Annotated in this window: 16 protein-coding genes; 13 read left to right on the plus strand and 3 right to left on the minus strand. The window is 32.7% G+C overall.

Going from position 1 to position 20,322, the window contains the following annotated elements:
- Positions 1-291 precede the first annotated feature (291 nt).
- On the plus strand, positions 292-3,525 hold the full coding sequence (locus VKJ25_RS09070; RefSeq protein WP_324236304.1) for a CHAT domain-containing protein: 3,234 nt from the start codon (positions 292-294) through the stop codon (positions 3,523-3,525).
- Between the two features lie 296 nt (positions 3,526-3,821).
- Here the strand turns inward: VKJ25_RS09070 and VKJ25_RS09075 are convergent, their stop codons facing one another.
- Entirely contained in the window at positions 3,822-4,538 is a 717-nt protein-coding gene (locus VKJ25_RS09075) for a hypothetical protein (protein WP_324236305.1), read from the minus strand.
- A 524-nt stretch (positions 4,539-5,062) separates the two neighbouring features.
- Here VKJ25_RS09075 and VKJ25_RS09080 point away from each other — a divergent pair.
- From VKJ25_RS09080 to VKJ25_RS09120, 9 genes are all read left to right on the plus strand, one after another.
- Positions 5,063-6,265: an NAD(P)/FAD-dependent oxidoreductase gene (locus VKJ25_RS09080; RefSeq protein ID WP_324236306.1), complete on the plus strand. Its 1,203-nt coding sequence runs from the start codon at positions 5,063-5,065 to the stop codon at positions 6,263-6,265.
- A 215-nt stretch (positions 6,266-6,480) separates the two neighbouring features.
- Positions 6,481-7,662, plus strand: coding sequence for an RtcB family protein (locus VKJ25_RS09085; RefSeq protein ID WP_324236307.1), 1,182 nt, complete (start codon positions 6,481-6,483; stop codon positions 7,660-7,662).
- Positions 7,663-8,391: 729 nt separating this feature from the next.
- On the plus strand, positions 8,392-9,030 hold the full coding sequence (gene ccmP / locus VKJ25_RS09090) for a beta-carboxysome protein CcmP (protein WP_324236308.1): 639 nt from the start codon (positions 8,392-8,394) through the stop codon (positions 9,028-9,030).
- 735 nt (positions 9,031-9,765) lie between these two features.
- On the plus strand, positions 9,766-10,164 hold the full coding sequence (locus tag VKJ25_RS09095; RefSeq protein WP_324236309.1) for a response regulator: 399 nt from the start codon (positions 9,766-9,768) through the stop codon (positions 10,162-10,164).
- A 682-nt stretch (positions 10,165-10,846) separates the two neighbouring features.
- Positions 10,847-12,565 (plus strand): ABC-F family ATP-binding cassette domain-containing protein, encoded by a 1,719-nt coding sequence (locus tag VKJ25_RS09100; RefSeq protein ID WP_324236323.1) that lies wholly within the window; start codon positions 10,847-10,849, stop codon positions 12,563-12,565.
- 540 nt (positions 12,566-13,105) lie between these two features.
- Positions 13,106-13,696 (plus strand): hypothetical protein, encoded by a 591-nt coding sequence (locus tag VKJ25_RS09105; protein WP_324236310.1) that lies wholly within the window; start codon positions 13,106-13,108, stop codon positions 13,694-13,696.
- 421 nt (positions 13,697-14,117) lie between these two features.
- Positions 14,118-15,452, plus strand: coding sequence for a hypothetical protein (locus tag VKJ25_RS09110; protein ID WP_324236311.1), 1,335 nt, complete (start codon positions 14,118-14,120; stop codon positions 15,450-15,452).
- A gap of 12 nt (positions 15,453-15,464) precedes the next feature.
- A complete protein-coding gene (locus VKJ25_RS09115; protein ID WP_324236312.1) occupies positions 15,465-15,632 on the plus strand; it encodes a hypothetical protein in 168 nt (55 codons plus the stop codon).
- A 15-nt stretch (positions 15,633-15,647) separates the two neighbouring features.
- A complete protein-coding gene (locus VKJ25_RS09120) occupies positions 15,648-16,400 on the plus strand; it encodes an XcyI family restriction endonuclease (protein WP_324236313.1) in 753 nt (250 codons plus the stop codon).
- A gap of 149 nt (positions 16,401-16,549) precedes the next feature.
- Here VKJ25_RS09120 and VKJ25_RS09125 read toward each other — a convergent pair whose 3' ends face one another.
- Both VKJ25_RS09125 and VKJ25_RS09130 read right to left on the minus strand, forming a co-directional pair.
- Positions 16,550-16,720 carry a hypothetical protein gene (locus VKJ25_RS09125; protein ID WP_324236314.1) on the minus strand — a complete coding sequence of 57 codons (171 nt, stop codon included), beginning with the start codon at positions 16,718-16,720 and terminating at the stop codon, positions 16,550-16,552.
- The gene (locus tag VKJ25_RS09130; protein ID WP_324236315.1) at positions 16,717-17,193 is read right to left on the minus strand and encodes a Uma2 family endonuclease; all 477 of its coding nucleotides are present in this window, start codon (positions 17,191-17,193) and stop codon (positions 16,717-16,719) included. The genes VKJ25_RS09125 and VKJ25_RS09130 overlap by 4 nt, the downstream gene beginning before the upstream one ends.
- A gap of 178 nt (positions 17,194-17,371) precedes the next feature.
- On the opposite strand from VKJ25_RS09130, the gene VKJ25_RS24555 reads away from it, so the two are divergent.
- The 3 genes from VKJ25_RS24555 to VKJ25_RS09140 all read left to right on the plus strand — a co-directional run bounded on the left by VKJ25_RS24555 (position 17,372) and on the right by VKJ25_RS09140 (position 20,243).
- Positions 17,372-17,539 (plus strand): pentapeptide repeat-containing protein, encoded by a 168-nt coding sequence (locus VKJ25_RS24555; protein ID WP_375340318.1) that lies wholly within the window; start codon positions 17,372-17,374, stop codon positions 17,537-17,539.
- Between the two features lie 124 nt (positions 17,540-17,663).
- Positions 17,664-18,437, plus strand: coding sequence for a pentapeptide repeat-containing protein (locus VKJ25_RS09135; RefSeq protein WP_324236316.1), 774 nt, complete (start codon positions 17,664-17,666; stop codon positions 18,435-18,437).
- A gap of 462 nt (positions 18,438-18,899) precedes the next feature.
- Complete coding sequence (locus VKJ25_RS09140; protein ID WP_324236317.1) at positions 18,900-20,243, plus strand: pentapeptide repeat-containing protein; 1,344 nt, start codon at positions 18,900-18,902, stop codon at positions 20,241-20,243.
- Positions 20,244-20,322: the final 79 nt, after the last annotated feature.

The raw sequence follows: 20,322 nt of genomic DNA on the forward strand, positions 1-20,322 counted from the left end.
TTTTTGGAGTGCTTCAGAAAATGAAATAACTATTGGGCAATAGTTACCAAAAAAATTAGACATGACCTTTCATCGAATTTTTGGAGTGCTTCAGAAAATGAAATAACTATTGGGCAATAGTTACTGAAAAATTCCGAGATTTTTTCATCGAATTTTTGGAGTGCTTAGCTGTTCCCTACTCCCTACTCCCTACTCCCTAATTGTTGCATTTTAGTCAAGAATACGGATTTTAGAAGTAATCCGCTGTACTAAGTAAATATTCAGATTTGTAGAGAAAAAGCAAATAAAATAATGAATCCAAACCGTATCCAAAACTATATAAATCTTATTCAAGAAATCTTAAGCGCTCCCACAGAAAAAACAAGTCAAATCTTAGCAAGTAACCCAGAACTATTAGATCAAGGATTACTCCAAACAATAATAATGGTAGCCCAGAAATCAGGAGAAAAAGGAAACCAAGAAATTCAAGAAATCCTGCTTACATTAGCAGTACAACTATCAGGAAAATTTGAAATTTCAATAACAGAAAACAGCTCACCAACAATAACCCCTTTAGAATACTTAGAATTTTTAAATCAGGTATTAGAAGCAACCCACCAAAGCCAAAATAATCCGCAAATTATTCACCATATTTTAGAAAAAAACCTCAACAAATTAGACCAAGGTTTAATAGAAACCTTAGAAATTTGGGGAACCTCAATATTAAAAGAAACAACATTAGAAGAAGCAGATAAAATTGCTGTAGATATAGTTAACTTAAGTAATCAAATTCAAGAATTTTCATTCGGCAATAGAGCCAATAATTTAGAAATAGCAATTACTGGTTATAAAACAGCATTAACAGTATATGACAACTCCTCAAAATCTCATCATTTAGCAAGTACTAAAAATAATCTAGGTAATGCCTACCTCAACCGAATCTATGGAGAAAAATCTGAAAATATTGAACAGGCGATAGAAATTTATCAAGAAACATTAAAATCAATAGATAAAAAAAATCATCCTGAAGATTGGGCAATTAATCAAAATAATTTAGGCAATGCTTACAGTTGTAGAATCGCAGGAGATAAAAGTAATAACCTTGAGGAAGCGATCGCTGCCTATAAAGAAGCCCTAGAAATTATCACCAAAGAAAATAATCCTCAAAAATGGGCAACTATTCAGAATAATTTAGCCAATGTCTACTTAACTAGAATCACTGGCAAAGTGAGGGACAATATTGAACTAGCAATAGATGCTTATCAACAAGTTTTAGAAGTTATTAATCAGTCAGAAAATTCACTAGATTTAGCAATAACTCAAAGCAATCTAGGCAATGCTTATCTAAACAGAACTACAGGAAAATCAGAGGAAAATATGGAATTAGCAATATCAGCTTATCAACAAGCATTACAAATTATTAGTCAGGAAAATAAACCTTTCTATTGGGCAAATATTCAAAAAAATCTTGGCACAGCTTACTTAAATAGAGTCATAGGAAAACCTAGTGAAAACATTGAATTAGCCATAAAAGCTTATCAAAAAGCGTTCAAAATTTTTACTATAGATAATTTCTTAGATTGGGTAATAATTTCCATTAATCTTGGTACTGCTTACCTAAACAGAGAAACAGAAAAAAGAGCTGAAAATATCGAACTAGCAATTAAATTTTATCAACAAGCCCTGGAAGTTATTAACCCAGAAGAATTTACTTTATGGTGGGGAATTATTCACAAAAATCTTGGAGATGCTTATAGTTATAAAGTTACAGAAGATATTGCTAATTATCAACAAAATATTGACTTAGCAATAGCAAGTTATCGAGAAGCATTAAATCTTTTTCCAGTAGAAAGTTTTCTACTAGAGTGTTTACAAATCTATCAAAAATTAGGAGATTTAGAATTTAAGCAAGAAAATTGGCAACTTGCTATTCAAAATTATCAAATAGCAATTCATTTGTTAGCAATGACTCAAAGTTTAGTGAAAACGGAATCCTCTTACCAAGAGATTTTAGCCAAATCAATTTATATGTATGAAAACATCGTAGAATGTTATGTGAATATTGGGAAATATGAAGAAGCATTAGAATATGTAGAGAGTTCTCGCTCTCGTCGTTTAGTAGAGTTAATAACTATTAATGACATTTATCAAAATGAAGAAAAACCAGCAGAAGTAGAAGAATATTATGAGCTACAGCAAAAAATTAATCAATTAAATTTTAATGTTAGGAGAATTAATAAATATACAACAGTAGGCAGTCAGTTTACTATCAAGAAAATTGATCCAGAAACCCTAGAAAAAATTTCCATATTGAGAGATAAACAGCAACAACTTTGGCAAAAAATCAGGAAGAATAATCGTGTACTAGCAGAGCAATTACAAGTTACATACCTCAGTTTTGCAGAAATTTACCAGTTAGTTAAGGATGAAGAAACTGCTATTCTAGATTTTTATTTTACGAGAAATAATGCCTATATATTTATTCTAACTCAGCAGGAATTTACTGTTCATATTTGCCAAGGCGAAGGAATTGAAAATCTCCAAAATTGGATACATAATAATTGGTTAAAACTCTATAGAGAAAATCGAGATAAGTGGCATAATCAAATGGAAAATTTTCTCTCAGAATTAGCAAATAGACTAGGATTAGATCAACTAATTGAACAACTAAATGAGGTAAAAGAATTAATCATAATTCCTCACTTATGTTTACATCAAATACCTTTTGCTGCCCTACCAATTATTTCAGAAAAAGAAACTAAATATTTATCTGATTATTTTCGTTTAAGAGTCGTACCTAGTTGTCAAATCCTCAGTTATTGTTCACCACAAAAGCTAATTACTAATCCCCGCAAAATGGGAATTGTAGAAACTGCTATAGAAAACAGGTTTTATACAAGATATGAATGTGAAAAAATCGCAAATATGCACCTCATTTCTCCCCAAAAACATCTCCAATATAGTCAAGCAACAATTAATAATTACCAAAACTTTATTAAACAAATACAGGTATTACATTCCAGTCATCTTGCTACTGTAAATATAGTCAATCCTTTAGCATCCAAACTGAAATTATTTGATGATGAAATACTTCTGAGTAAAATTTTTACTTGGCAGTTACCCGAATTATTTGATGTATTTCTTCCTAGCTGTGAAATTGATATCAATCAAACAGAAATTTCTGACGATATCCTGACATTTGCTACTGCTTTTCTTAGCGCAGGTGCCTGTCATATAATTAGTTCATTATGGTTAGTAGAAGATTTAGCTACAGCATTATTTTGTCTTTTTTATTATCAACATCGACAAATATATAAGCGTTCAGAAGCATTACAAAAAGCCCAAAATCAACTCCGGTATTTAACAGGAACTCAACTTAGTAATTATCAAAAGCAACTAGAAAGATATTTAGAAGAATATATGAAACAGGAAAACCTAGAAAAAATCCAACAAGAAAAAGAAAAATTATCATGGTTATGTGAACAGAATTTTCCATTTATTCATCCTTATTATTGGGCAGGTTTTATTTCTCAAGGTATTTCTTAAATTTGTCAAAAAAAACAGTAGGGTTTTGGTCTCCAAACCACTTTTTTAGGTTGAACTTGGAGACCAAACCCCTACAAGAAAACTTTACCGAAAAATTAAACTATAGAGCCTTTTATTTCAGTCAAAAAAAAGGGATAAATATTCGACAGAAAACAAATTCTTCTGAAGCAATTATCTTGATTTTTAAGAATAAGTAATTAGGACTTGCTGATTAAATCTTAAAGTCTTTACAGAGGGTGCATCTCATATTTAGAAAAATGCTTTTTTCCTCCCCCATTCCCTCCATACCTCCATACCTAATTTAAAAATAAATCTCCAGTTTCCTCAATTAATAAAGTCGATTTATCCAAATTAAAATCATTAGTTTCAGTCATAATTAACTCTAAAATATCCTGTTCATTAATAAACAATGGTTCTATCAATAAAAAGCCCCCTTCATCCCGATAGAAAATAATATTCACAGGTACTTTCAATTGCCTTAAAATAACCTCAGACTTTCCTGATAACTTTCGTTGTGTAGTATCTCCAATTACCTGATAAGAAATTATAGCAGCAGTTCTATTCGTGAGTTTAATATTAACATAACCATTCACAGGCTTAATAAATCCTAAAGACAACTGTCTTTGGTTAGGTAAAGGAGCTGTTGAACCATCAAAAAATGGTGTCTCAGAAGACGGATTTGGTTGAGTTGGAATTGTATTTGATGGTAATATAGTTGCTGACTGTTGTGGCGGAGAAATTGATGGCTGAGGAGATGGAGTAGGAATGGTATTTAATGGTGGTACAGTTGAAGGTTGTGGTTTGGGAGAAATTGATGGTTGAGGAGATGGAGTAGGAACGGCATTAGATGGTGGTATAGTTGAAGGTTGTGGTTTGGGAGAAATTGGCTCAGGACGCTTAGTGGGTGGAGTTTGAACCGTTGGAGGTAATACAGTCCCAGGTTGTTTTTCTTGAGAAGGAGAAGGTAGAGGAGAATCAAAACGAGGTAATTGTGCTAAACTTATCGTAGGCAAAATTATAGTTGATAGTAATAAAAATATAGGTCTACAAATTTTACCCTTTAGTTTAGTATTTATCTTCAAAAAATAATCAATAAACAGCATAATTGTTTAGCTAAATAATCTCATGTTTATTATTAATTAGAGTTTGCTGAAAAAGTCTTTTTGTAGAGATTAAGAAGTCCTAGTGACGTTGCATAACAAAAATGTATTTTATGTCGCGCCGCGTTTCGCGGCGCGACATATAAAGCAGAGCTTTGCGTCAGCAAAACGTCCATACAGAGTTAAGATAAATAGGAGTTACAGAGGAGTTGGTCGGAATAAAGAGTAAGAGCGATTCCTCTATTATATATAATATAGTTAGCCAAAAATGCTCAATTTTGGATTTTTCGGGAACCGTACCTCAGTAGCCGAAAAGTTCGCACTTTTTGATACTTAAAAACCCTAAAATCTTTACCCATAAATCCTTTGATATTTAATCAGCTAACCCTAATTAAAAGCCTAGCATTATATCAGAAAAGTCTTACATTTAAAAGTCTATGAAAAGTTACGATTGGATTATAGTCGGAGGTGGTATAACTGGAGCAGCTCTTAGTTATGAACTAGCAAAAAAAGGTTTTGCTGTCCTCCTCTTAGAAAAATATTCCACTTTAAAAGGTGCAACTCGTTATGGTTATGGTAATCTACCCTATTGGTCTAGTAATACAGATTTGACCAATAAACTTTTTCAGGAAGGAAAACAACGCCATTATCATCTATCTGAAGAATTAGAAGCAGATACCCAGCTTCGAGAATTAAACTTATTATTAACTATCGCCCCAGAAGATGACCCAGAAAAAATAGCTACTAATTTCTCTCAGAATAATACTGTACCTCGCCTCATAAGTATAGAAGAAGCCTGTGAAATCGAACCCTTACTAAATAAACAGGCGATCGCTGGAGCTTTCACTGTTAGTCAAGGTCATGTTTCACCAGAATCCATAACTTTAGCATATTGTCAAGCATTTACTAGATTAGGTGGTCAAATTGAAATAGCAAAAGTAACAGGGTTAGTCAAAACAAACGATAATACAACTCATAACTACCCTCAACGCATAACCGGAGTCTACACCAAAGACAAAACTTATCAGGCTGCCAATGTGGTTATCTGTGCAGGTGGAATTTCCCGTCACTTCCTCAAGTCAGCAGGTATTTCTACCCCTGTTTATTTTACCCATGCTGAAATGTTAGAAACTCCTCCTGTAGAACTACAACTAAATACTGCTGTGGTACCAGCAGTAGGGAAACGTTTAGATTGCGAAGCTGCTACCTGTACAATTGAGCTTGAGCAAATGTGGGATGAACCTGGCCACGAATTTGTACCCTTCAGCTTAGACATTGGCGCAATTCAATTTAGAAATAATAGCATTAGAATAGGTCAAGTCTCCCGCGTACTAACCGATCCTAAGGCTAAAATCGATCCAGTTAAAAGTGAAGCGACTATGCGAGTAGAGATAGGAAAAATTTTGCCCTCCTTAGAAAATCTACCAGCAACCTGGCATCATTGTTTAGTAGCGTATAGCCCTGACGACTTACCTCTCATCGGAGCTATTCCTAATATAGAAGGAATACATATTTTTTCTGGATTTACCAGTCCATTTCTATTAGTACCTCCCTTAGCTAAAAGATTTGCTAATTATGTAGCTGGAGAAAATGATGAGATTATCCAGCAATTATCCCCCAGTCGTTTTTTAGATAATTAATAATGGATAATGGATAATTGATAATGATATTATTTGATATACCCGTCGCGACCAAGACACCTATAAACCCGGTTTCTTAAAGAAACCGGGTTTATTTTTGTTGCGAAACCCACTACTCCCTACTCCCTACTCCAGATATAGTACATTTGCGTAAGTTACGATCATGTATTTTGTTTGTGATATAATATATTACAAATATAGATTAAAAATCAAAAATGCCATACGAAAGACTCGACCTTTCCGCTCCAAACTCCGTATTATCTTGGGCAAATCATTCCTTAGAGCATCAAGAACACAAAATGGCCAAAAACGTAGCCTCTTTGCCATTTGTCTTCAAACATATTGCTCTCATGCCAGATGTCCATTTAGGTAAAGGTGCATTAGTAGGTTCTGTCATTGCCACCAAAGAAGCAATTATTCCTGCTGCAGTAGGAGTAGATATTGGTTGTGGAATGTGTGCTATAAAAACGCCTTTTGTTGCCGACCAACTAGAAGGGAAACAAAAGAAAATTAGACAAGATATAGAAGCAAATATTCCTGTAGGATTTTCTGACAATAAAGAAATCGAAAAATCTGTCACTAACTGGCAAAATTGGAGAGAATTTAAAGAGTTACATCCAGGGGTAAAAAAACTAGAAAATAAAGCTCTTAAACAAATGGGTTCTCTTGGTGGAGGCAACCACTTTATTGAACTATGTTTAGACACAGAAAATAATGTTTGGTTAATGTTACATTCAGGTTCTCGTCATATCGGCAATAAATTAGCTCAATGTCATATTGAAACTGCCAAAGAATTAGCAAAATTGGCAGAAACAAAATTGCCAGATTTAGACTTAGCTTATTTTGTCACAGGTACACCAGAATTTGCAGCTTACTGGAGAGATTTACAATGGGCACAAAATTATGCTCGGTTTAATAGAAATGTAATGATGGCTCGTTTTAAACGAATAGTTGAAAAACACTTAGCTGGAGGTAAACCAAGCAAACCATTATTAGAAGTTAATTGTCATCATAATTATGCTGAAAAAGAAGTACATTTTGGCGAAGAAGTTTATGTAACTCGTAAAGGTGCTGTACGAGCGCAGCAAGAAGATTATGGAATTATTCCTGGTTCTATGGGAGCAAAATCTTTTATTGTTAAAGGTAAAGGAAACCATGAAAGTTATTGTAGTTGTAGTCATGGAGCCGGGAGATTAATGTCTCGAACTCAAGCTAAAAAACGTTTTTCTGTTGATGATTTAGTGAAGCAAACTGAAGGAGTAGAATGTCGGAAAGATAGAGGAGTTATTGATGAAATTCCTAGTGCTTATAAATCTATTGAAGAAGTAATGAATCAACAAACTGACTTAGTAGAAATTGTGGCAACTATGAAACAAGTTGTTTGTGTAAAAGGATAATTTTTATATCAGGAATTACACCATTTATCAAAAGTATTGTTATGCTTGGAAGCCGACAAAATTACTTTTATTCATAACCAAAATTACAACTTTATCAAGCATTTGCTCAAACAAATATTATAGACAGGGTTTGATTATGGAAAGTCTTCTGGTTGGGGTAGGAGTAAACCAACCCTTCTCCCAGGAGGAGAAGTTATAAAAAATGAATAATGAGTGAGAAGGCAAAAGGTACTAGATACAGAGTCAAAAAACTATAGCGCTCTAGTTTTGAGCGCTATATATAGTCTCTGAGTAAGTCCTGTCTTCTTCCTTCTTCCTCCTTCCTCCCTCCCTCTTCCTTCTAATTTTTCTGCTTCCCATCAACCCTAAATCCTAACTTTTTCAGCCTTTTCCGTTTAAACCAGCGCACTTTTTTACACCCTAAAAATGCTATAACCTTTATCTGTAAAAACTTTGATATTTAATCAGCCAGCTCCATTATAGAAAATTTAAGTCTTTCAGAACTTACGGAAAGGTGGAAAGGTACTAGATATAGAGTCAAAAAAAACTATAGCGCTCTAGTTTTGAGCGCTATATATATTCTCTGAGTAAGTCCTGTCTTCTTCCTTCTTCCTCCTTCCTCCTTCCCTCTTCCTTCTGCCTTCTTCCCTCTTCCTTAAAAGAAACAATTAACATATAATAACGACGATTAAGAATGTAATTTCAGCCCCGTACATGGAGATTTAAGCCTTGGGTATAGAACTGCGCAGTTATGTATATATAGACAACTTGCAACCTCAGCACGCCGCCTACATTGGGACAGTAGCCCTTGGCTTTTTACCATTACCAGGCGATACTTCTCTATGGGTAGAAATTTCTCCAGGTATAGAAATTAATCGAATTACAGACGTAGCCCTCAAATCTAATTCGGTTCGGCCTGGGGTACAATTTGTAGAAAGACTCTATGGTTTGCTAGAAATTCATTCCAATCGCCAGGGAGATACAAAAGCTGCTGGTCAAGCAATTTTACAAGCTTTGGAAGTTCAGGAAAGCGATCGCTTAAAACCTCGAATTGTTTCTAGTCAAGTGATTCGTAATATTGACCCCCACCAAGCGCAATTAATTAATCGTAACCGTCGAGGCCAAATGATTTTAAGTGGCCAAACTCTCTATGTTTTGGAAGTCCAACCTGCGGCCTATGCTGCTTTAGCGGCCAATGAGGCTGAGAAGGCTGCACTAATCAATATATTACAAATTAATGCAGTGGGTAGTTTTGGACGGCTTTATTTAGGAGGAGAAGAACAGGATATTTTGGCAGGTTCTCGAGCTGCTTTAGAGGCCATGAAAAATGTTTCGGGTAGAGAACATTCTGACAAACGCCAAGAATAAATGAGGAAATTCTAGCTAAGAATAAGAATATTATTTGACAAGCATAAAGACTTTTTCAAAAAATGAGTTTAAAAGGGCTAGTATGTTAATAGCTGTTGGCGAAGCATTCCGCAAGAAATGCTGATCCTGATATTGATGGTAAGTGTTATACTAGAGTTGGTTTATAGTAATCCTAAATAGGTTGTGACCAATCAAAAAGTAAATAAAAAACTGAGATTTGCTTTTGTTTTTAGTTAAGATTTCTTTAAAAGCGTAAGCATTCAGCTATTAGGAGTCTGCATCGTCAGTTCAAGCGCCATAAAAATGAATGGCAAACACTCTTTTAACTTCTACTTTTCAACCTGATGTTTGATGTTTTTAAAGTATATTTATGGTCGGAAATTATAGATTTAGTTTAAAAGCTGAAAGCTGATTGCTAAATGCTTACCTAAAAGCGGTAAGATTTTTATAAACAAATAAAATAAGATTGCTATATAACTTATTTTGTAAGCATTTCCTGTGGAATGCTGCGCCAAAAGAAGTCAGCCATCAGCCATCAGATTTATTAACTTTAAAAGAGGAAAAAGCAATAAGCCAGATTTCCAAGCGTTATAAATTATGGTTCATTAATGGATAATTATATTATTTGTTAAAAAGCTGATATTAAAAAGCTGAGAGCTGACGGTGAATAGCTGAATGCTGACCCTAATTTTATTCAAAATTGCTCCTTAGATAAAAATTGCTAAAAATTTAACAATGTCGGAAAAACTTAAGTTAATGGTTGTTGATGATGAGCCGAATAATTTAGATCTATTATATCGGACTTTTCGACGTCAATTTAAAGTATTTAGGGCAGAAAATGCTAGATTAGCTATGGAAATTCTGGAAACAGAGGGTGAAATGGCTGTTATTATTTCTGACCAAAGTATGCCAGATATGACAGGTATTCAATTTCTTAAAAAAACCAAAAATAGCTTTCCTGATACTATTCGGATTTTATTAAGTGGCTATACAGAAGAAGAAATAGATCCTGAAATTGATGATATACAAGAGGCGGATATTTTTAAATGTGTAACTAAACCTTGTTCTCCTCAGGAACTTAAGGATATCCTTCAAGAATGTTTGGAAATATATAAATCTAAGAAAGGTTTATAAGTAGAAAGTAAGCATTTAGCCGTCAGCTATCAGCTCTTCCTACAGAATACTAAGCAAACAGCTTTTAAGTTATATAGAATATATTTTCTACTACGAAATTGCTTATGTTAATAATTCAGAGATTAAAAAGATGACCGCTTTTTGCACAGCATTCCGCCAGAAAGGAAATGTTAATAGCTGAATGCTTCCAAGAGAAAATAACGAATAAGCTAAAACGCATTTTAAATATGTCTTAGTAAATCAGATTCGTCAGCATTCAGCTATTAGCTCAAGCGCCATAAAAATGAATAACAAGCACTATTTTAACTTCTACTTTTCAACCATATATCTAACGTTTCAAACTATCTATATTTATAGTCTTCATTAATGGATAATGGATAATGGATAATTACCTCTCCCTAAGAGTGAGAGGATTGGTGCTTAAGGAAAAAATTTATTTTTTTCCCCTATCCAAGGGGAGGCTTCAAGGCGCGAATTATTTAATGGTTTAATTATTCATTATTTCGGTAAATTTAAATTATAGATTTGCTTACTTCAAAATCTGATAAGCTGTTTCGCTGCGCGACATGGAAAACAGAGCATTCCCTATACGAAAAAGCATAGCTCCTCCCCAGGAGGCTAAGTGAAAATGCAGAATGCTTACTCAAATTCTTTAGAATTACTATTAGGAGAAAAATTATCAATGCTGAGATTAGAACATATAAGTAAAATATATGCTACAGGTGTTGTTCTCAAAGATGTTAATTGGGAAGTTAAACCAGGAGATAGAATTGGTTTAGTGGGTGTTAATGGAGCTGGAAAATCAACTCAATTAAAAATTATTACTGGGGAAATAGAACCTACTTCTGGGGAAATTATTCGTCCAGCAAGTTTACATATTGCTTATCTAACTCAAGAATTTGAAGTAAATCCTAATCGTACAGTTAGAGAAGAGTTTTGGACAGTATTTACAGAGGCTAATAAAACTCACGAATCTCTTCTAGAAGTACAACGAGAAATGGAAACTGCTACTCCAGAAAAATTAGATGAACTTATTCATAAATTAGACCGTTTACAACGACAGTTTGAAGCTTTAAATGGTTATGGATTAGATGCAGAAATAGAAAAAATATTGCCAGAAATGGGATTTGAATCTGAGGATGGCGATCGCTTAGTGAGTGCTTTTAGTGGTGGTTGGAAAATGCGGATGAGTTTAGGAAAAATTCTTTTGCAAAATCCAGATATGTTACTTTTAGATGAACCGACTAATCATTTAGATTTAGAAACTATTGAATGGTTAGAAAATTATTTAAAGAATTTAGTAACTCCGATGGTTGTTGTTTCTCACGACCGAGAATTTATCGACCGTCTTTGTAATCAAATTGTGGAAACGGAAAGAGGTGTTTCTACTTCTTATTTAGGAAATTATTCAGCTTATTTACAACAAAAATTAGAAAATCAAGCTGCGCAGCTTAGCACTTATGAAAGACAACAAAAAGAATTAGAAAAACAACAAGCTTTTGTGGAAAAGTTTCGTGCTAGTGCTACTCGCAGTACCCAGGCAAAAAGCCGAGAAAAACTGTTAGAAAAAATAGAAGTTATCGAAGCTCCTCTTGCAAGATTAAAAACTTTAACTTTCCATTTTCCTCCTGCTCCCCGTAGTGGTCGAGATGTCGCAATAATTAAAGATTTAGTTCATACTTATGATGAAAAAATTCTCTTTTTAGGAGCAAATTTAGAAATAGAAAGAGGAGATAAAATTGCTTTTCTCGGACCGAATGGTTGTGGAAAGTCTACTTTACTCCGAATGATTATGGGATTGGAAGAACCTACGGAAGGTACAGTGGAATTAGGTAAATATAATGTTATTCCTAGTTACTTTGAGCAAAACCAAGCAGAAGCTTTAGATTTAATCAAAACTGTGATGGAAACTATCCATGATGAAGTGCCTGATTGGAAAAATGAAGAGGTTAGAACTTTGCTTGGTAATTTCTTGTTCAGTGGAGATACAGTATTTAAAAAAGTAGCTGCTTTAAGTGGTGGAGAAAAAGCTCGTTTAGCTTTAGCTAAAATGTTGCTGAAACCGGGAAATTTTATGTTATTAGATGAGCCAACAAATCATTTAGATATTCCAGCTAAGGAAATGTTAGAGTCGGCACTAAGAGATTATGATGGAACCGTAGTTATTGTTTCCCACGACCGTTATTTTATTTCTCAAGTTGCTAATAAAATTGTAGAAATTCGTGATGGTGAATTTCAGACTTATTTAGGAGATTATCATTATTATCTCAATAAAATTGAGGAAGAAAAAGAAGCAAAAAGATTAGCGAAAATAGCAGCCGAAAAAGCTGCCAAAAAAGCTGAGAAAGCTGCCAAGAAAAAACAAAAAGAAAAAGAGAAAGCTGCTGCTAAACGTAAATAGTTTTGATGTTACCATTCAGCAGTCAGCTAGCCTCCTATGGAGGAGCTTCGCTTTTCACGCCCAGGGAAACATTTATCAGCTATTGCTTTTAGTTTTATATAAAATCCTATTCTCGGTTTATTAACTAAAGTATAGAAATTAAAGTAAATTTCTCTTTAACAATTAAATAGAAATTGAAAGAAGTAGCTAAGGATAATAAAAATTTCTGAAAAAAAAGGTAATCAGTTAACCTTAGTAATTACTGGTTTTTCAAAAGCTTTTTGTCTAGTATTTCACAGCAAATAGGAGTTAGTTAAATACTTAAATAATTCAAGATTCAGTTTAATATTTTGGTAAGACTTTCATTATGTATTTCTATTTTTAGTATAGCAATTCCCATACTTGTGAGGTAAAGTTTTCCTTTCAAAGGGGTATTTAGGGGGATTATCAATGTACCTTACTAAGCTGGGAAATGCTGTATTTTCAAAGCAAATTTTCACTCAGAAACCTAATAGTATTTTTTTACATTATCCATTTTAATGTTTCGGTAAAATTATAATTATGTCGATTTTTACTATCTTAAAAAGTACATTTTTATTAAGCAGTCTAATAATATGTTTTGATTATTTCCAACCAAATGACAAAACATTTAATCATCAAGTTATTAATTTTCCAGACAATGAATTATTAGCTAAAGATTCCACACCAGTAGCAGCAGAATTACAAGAAATTTTACCTAAAATAAAAGCACAAACTAACGTGCCAATTTTACTGCCTACTGAACTATTAATTACAGAGATAGATAGAGAAATTTATGTTGAAGGTGAAGGTACAAATAATGGGTATAAAATTACTTTAGCTTTTACACCTGATTGTACTGCCAATGCTTGTTCAATAGGTTATTTTAGTGCTGAAAAAGAAGGTAAACCTTTAGAAGATGAATTTAGCAGAGAATTAATTTTAGTGCAAGATATTAAAGGATATTTTAGACCATTAAGTTGTGGTGCATCTTGTGCGCTTCCAATTATTGGTTGGGAATATAAAGGAGTATTTTATCGCATGGCTTTTAAAGGTGCTGGTCAAAGTCCGGAAATAGAAGGAAAAACTTTAGCAGAAATGGCTAATTCTGCAATTGAAGCGGGGGAAAGATAAGATTAATAGTAAGCATTCAGCTATTAGCTATCAGCTTTCAGCAAACTGACTTTTTCTTTCCTACAAAATGCTTTGCAAAAAACCGATTTTTATTCCTGAAAATGTCTAAGTACTATTAATTAGGGTTTGCTGATTTATCGGGAACTGTAAAAGTCTATTAGTTAAGAAAGGGAACACTTAACTGTTTGGAGTATCTTCTACAGCCAAATTTTCTGATAATCAGGGTCGAAACTTTACCATTTTGAGACGACAATAGCTAAAAACTAGGTACTTTTTTAACACCTAAAAAGGCTACAACCTTTATCTGTAAATACTTTTATATTTAATCAACAAACCCTAATTAATAAAGCTTTTATAGAATATCAAAAATAATAGCTAATAACTAATAGCTGACGGCTGAATACTTACGATTAATACTAACATGAAACAACTTAGTCTATTTCCAGAATGGGAATACGAAACTACAAAAAAAACGATCGATAACTATGGTGAAAGACAACACATAGAAACTAAATTTTCACATCTAATTCAAGAGGAACTATACTTAGGTAAACTGGTATCTTATGTTGGAAATAAATCTCTACCAATTCTAGGTTTATATAGATACAAAGAAGCCTTTGCATTTTCATTAGTTGAAGAATTTATTAAGCGATTTCAATTGACAGACAAAGACTTGATTTTTGAGCCTTTTTGTGGTATGGGAACAACTCCATTTACTGCAATGCACGCTAATATTCAAACTGTAGCAATTGATAAATTACCAATAGCAGCTTTTATTGCTAATACTATGCCTTTATTCTGGCTAGTAGAACCTTCTTCTCTACATCATAATTTTGAACTATTAAAAAATAAATTAAGACAATTTGAACCTGCTGATGTTGCCTCTGATGTAGCAATTATTAACAAGGCATTTTCCACAGAAACTTTGACAGAACTTTCTCAGTGGAAAAGTGCAATAGAAACTTTATCTAATCCCATAAAAGATATTTTTTTACTGCTCTTTTTATCAATTTTGGAACCTTGTAGTTATACAGCTAAAGACGGACAATTTTTAAGAATAAAAAAGGATAAAAAAATTTATTCCCCCACTGAAATACTGCAACAAAAAATATATCAAGCAGAACAAGATATCTTATCTATGAGAACTTTATGGGGAAATAAAAAACGCCAACTACCTGAAATTAAATTAGCAGATGCTCGTGACTTAAGGAATGTTAAATTTTCTCAAAAACCTACTGCAATAATTACTTCTCCTCCTTACCCAAACCGTTATGATTATACTCGTATTTATTCCTTAGAACTTTGTTTTAATTTTGTGAAAAATTTTGAAGAGTTAAAAGAGTTGCGGTTTAGTATTTTACGCTCCCATATAGAATTAAAAGTTCAAGACAATGATGCTCCAAATCATCCAGTTATTGCTGAAGTAGTAGATATTTTGCGACAACAAGGCAAAGTATTGAATAATCCTCGAATCCCTGATATGTTAGTAGGGTATTTTATTGATATGAATCAGGTTATTAAGGAGTGGTCTAAGGTATTAGTTTCTGGTGCTAAAGTTGCTATGGTAGTCGATAATGTTAGGTTTGCAGGCGAGTTAATACCTGTAGATTTAATCTTATCTGAAATGGCAGAAAAAGTAGGGTTTAAAGTTGAAAAAATTATTGTTGCCCGCTACAAAGGTAATAGTTCACAACAAATGGGTAAATATGGTAGAATTCCTGTTCGTGAAAGTATTGTTGTCTGGCAAAAAAATTGAAGGTTTTAAATTGTGGTAAATGAGGATAAACGACAAGCTTGGGTCTTAGATCAACTTGCTAAAAGTGAACTTTTTCATCAAAAGTTACATGAATGGGAAATGTTAGAAATTGCAGATAAAATAGAAGAGGCAAAAGGAGAAACATGGGAATGGAATTTACAGAATTTAGGCATTTCTTAAACTGCATGGAATAAAGTGATTCATCGAGGAATCAAACCTGTAATTGTTTTTGCTCATCCCCAAGTTTTAATTAATATTCTATGTTCTGTTAGTTATTATAGAATGTTAGCAATGGTCTCTCAAAAATCTATGAGTCAAGTTGGATTATCAATTATTCGTTATGAGCAAGGTAATAGTTTAACTGATGAATTAATCGCTCGAAAAATTTCTCAACATTTGAATAAAATTATTAGTTATCTTATTAAAGCTGATGAGAAAATTGACTACCGTGAATTTCATATTTGGCGAGGTATGGCAGCGGGCGCTCAAGCTCAAGGTTCGTGGCAAAATATCAAGGGAAATAAGATTGAAATTATCATTAGAAGATTATTAGAAAGGAGGTTAAATGAACAAAAATTGGTAACTGATGAAAATCTTGATAGTTCGACAATAAATTTGCTTGATGGCAGGGTCGTTATATTTGCAGATGAACCAGATATAGGAATTTATAAAGATGAAAAAATTATAGCTGCTGTTGAAATAAAAGGAGGTATTGATAGAGCTGGTATTTTAGAAAGAGTAGGTGCTGCAATTAAAAGTTTAAGTCGAGCTAAAAAAATTAATTCTGAATCCATAACAGTTTTGATTTTACAAGGTGTTTCTATTACTAAACAAGCAATAGATGACCTGAATAACCATCAACTTATTGTTAATCATTGGTTCACTGTTGAAGAAGTATTGGAAAATAATCAAAAGCAAAAACAATTATTTGGAATACTAGATATTTAATCTTTAACTCATCTTATTCATACTTATACTATTTCTCTTTAACAATGCACTTGAATTTTGACTCTTCTCTCTACCAAAAATACTTTCCATAAGCAAACCCTAATTAATTTTGTTTTTGTAGAGAAATTGTATGAGGCGATCGCTCACCTTTAACTATTAGCATTAGGAAAATTTTTTCTTAAGATAGGCATAGCTACACTTGAGCTTTCTTGTCTAGCAAGTTGCAAATATTCTACCACAATTTCTGCCACATTTAGAAGGGGAAAATATCGACTATTAGAAACAAGAATATAAGTGTTTGTTTTCAAGGTATAAATCATAAGTTTATTTTTTTTATATATATCCAAACTTCAGGAATTTTATAGGGAAGATAATCATTAACATCAGTGTAACTGGTAACATCAATTTCTAAGGCTAAATCAGGTGGAGTTTCCCTACTCCAGTCAATACGATCTTTACCCAATGCAACTTGCCAATTATGAATATAAAAACTATAGTCAGGTTCGATGCCACCAACTTCCGCTAAGTCTATTGTCATAGGAGTAAATGCTTCATATTTTTGTCCTAAGTAATATAATAAAATAGTAATTATATTAGCTATGATGTGAGCTTCTCGTCCATTTTTAGGAAGAGGTGACATTAATAAAATTTCTCCCGATCGATATTTGATTCGTGGGTTAGCTTGCTCATCCCTTTGTTTAATTAGTTTTTTATAGCCTGTCCATGTACCAAGCAAATGAACAAATGTGCCTGGAGATAACTTAATTTTTTCTGGTGTAACAACAGCAATCATTTTCAGTATATTAGTAAGTATTTAGCCGTCAGTTATTAGCAGCTATAAGTTATTAATTTATTATTTCATTATCTTAGAAAAATAAATTAGTCTTCAAGCATAATTAAAAGTTACTATAGTAATCCTATTTTACAAAAAAATAGACAATTATACAAGCTAAAGATATGCTTTATTTAATCTGAGATTACTATACGAATCAAGTGGACTTAATTTAAGTGGGGCTAGTTTACGAAATGCTAATTTAAAATGGGCAGATTTAAAAGAGGCAATTTTAGAGCGGGTTATATTTGCCCAAAATGAAAAAATATACTTGAAATTGACTATATTTCTAACTCCTGAATCCTGACTTCTGATTTATGACTTTTGACTATTAATATTTAACCACACCGCAAAATTAGTTTTCATTTAATTTTCTGGGAGGGAAAACTGATATAACAGTTAAAAATATATATGATGAAACTTTTGACTATATGACTGGTATTGAAGGATTATGGCCTCATAATATTAGCCCCAACCGACTAGCGGTGTTGGAAATAAAATTGGTACTTTGGTTGCGATCGCAGAATTTTAACTTAGAGTTAGTTTCTCAGTCATCAGAATCTAAATCTCCAGAGGAGTTAAAAAGTTTAATGTTATCTGCAACTGCTGCTGGATGTGATTTTTCAGAGTTTAGAATAATCAGTAAAAATGTAGTTGAGGCAAATACAGAAAATTTATTGGACTTAGCAAATATTGCTGGTATAAATCCTGCTGAAGATTTTGCTGGTGCTAAATTATTAGGTGTGAATTTATGTGGTATTGATTTGAGTGGAGCAAATTTATATGGTGCTTATTTACGGGGTGCAGATTTAAGTGATGCAGATTTAAGTGAAGCCAACCTTAGTCAAGTAAATTTTGGTGGTGCAGATTTGAGTGGTGCTTTGTTAAGCAATGCTAATTTAAGTAATGCTAATATGAACCGTGTTAGTCTAGCTTTGGCTAATTTAAGTGGCGCTAATTTAAGTAATGCTAATTTAAGTAATGCTAATTTAAGTAATGCTAATTTAAGTAATGCTAATTTAAGTAATGCTAATTTAAGTAATGCTGATTTAAGTAATGCTGGATTAGCACTAACAAATTTAAAAGGAGCTAATTTTCAGAATACAAAAGTAGAGAAAGCTAGGTTATGGCATGATGGTGGTTTATCTGAAGAAATGAAGCAAGATTTAATGAAGCGTGGAGCAATTTTTGAGAATCCTGAATAGGAATCATAAATTAGGAAAATAACAGAGTAGTAGAAGGGAAAAAAAATGTCCTTCAATTTTTCTGTTTTTGTCAGCTCAAAATCTTCACATTTTGAGCTTAAGCAAGCAAAAAGCTGACAATTTTTTTTGCACAAATAAAGGCTAAAGCTTTTTCAGCACCTAAAATTCTGACAAGCATAATTAATGTTAATGTTTTGATATTGTAAGCATTCAGCTATTAGCAATAAAAATATCATACTTAAGGAGAATATTTAAAAGAATATAGACTTTAAAACTGACTTTTATCGTAAAATTTCATTCTGAATCATAAAGCTTTGATCAGAAACTAAAAGCAATAGCTGTTAACCTAGTTACAACTCAGAAGGCTGGCTGAATGCTTACTTAATATTTAATTAGCCAGCCCTAATTATTCGGAGCTATCCAGAACTAAATTAATTTCAAAGGTTAAAGATATAGATATATATGGCTAACCAAAAGTCACTTGATAAACTACAGAAACTAATTCAAGATAGTACTAACAAAGCAATCATAAATAATGTCGAGCAAACTAGCAAATCAAGTAACAATTTTACTGGTGTAAATCTTGAGAATGCTGACCTAAGTCTGAGCGATTTAGATGATATTAATCTTAGCGAAACTATTCTTAAAGGTGCTTATTTGCTGTGTGCTAATTTGAAAAGAACTAACTTTAGTAATAGCGATCTGAGCTATGCTAATCTCAGAGGAGCAATAATGTGGTTTGCTAACCTTAGCAAAGTGAATTTTCAAGGTGCAGACCTCAGAGGTGCTAGTTTTAGAGAAGCTAATTTAGACAGTGCTAATTTAGAATATGCTAACCTTTGGCGTACTGAGATTATTAACTCAAAATTAATAGAAACTAATCTTACAAATGCTAATTTAACTAATGCTAATTTGAGAAATAGTAATCTCACCAATGCCAATTTTAGTTATGCTGAATTGAAGAATGCTAACCTTAGCGAAGCTAATCTTACAGGTACTAATTTGAGTTATGGAAATTTGAGAAATGTTATTCTTAAAGATGCTAATCTTAAAAATGCTAATCTATCTAATATTAACTTAGTTGAAAGTAAATTAAACCGAGCTAATTGTGAAGGTGCTAATTTTTATTGTGCTAATCTGTATTGTACTAATTTTAGTCACGCCAATCTTCATAACGCCAAGTTGAGAGATGCTAATTTAGATTATGTTAATTTCAGAGGAGTAAAAATTAATGATGGAACAGAATTAGATAATAAGTGGCGTCTAGTTTGGGATATTGTTAATCATGGTGCTTATGGGAAAAATTTAAGTGGAACTAATCTGGAAAATGCCGATCTTAAAGGTGCGAATATAGGTAGTGTTAACTTAACTAATGCTAACCTCAGATATGCTAATCTCAGATATGCTAATCTTAGTAATGCTAATTTAACTAATACTCAATTAACTAATACTAATTTAACAGATATTAATTTTATTAAAGCCAATTTATATAATGCCAATATGCAAGGAGCTAATCTGAGCCATAGTTTATTATTTAATTCTATTATGACAGGTGCTTTATTAAATCAAGCTAAACTGATAAAAACTGAATTATGTGATGCGGAATTATCGAATGCTAAATTAATGATGGCAAATCTGATGAATGCTAACTTGAAAAATGCTAGATTATTGGGAGCTGATTTAAGAGAAACTAACCTTGAAGGTGCAAAATTAGGTGGTGCTGTATTTGGTAATAATCTGGGAATTTCTGAAGAAATGAAGCAGGAATTAATTAAACGTGGGGCTGTTTTTGAGGATGAAGATTAAGAAAGAAGAAAGAAGGAAGAAGGAAGAAGGAAGAAGGAAGAAGGAAGAAGGAGGCTTGAAATACAGAATCTTCTTTTTT

The organism is Okeania sp., from assembly GCF_035285525.1.
Taxonomy (GTDB): domain Bacteria; phylum Cyanobacteriota; class Cyanobacteriia; order Cyanobacteriales; family Microcoleaceae; genus Trichodesmium.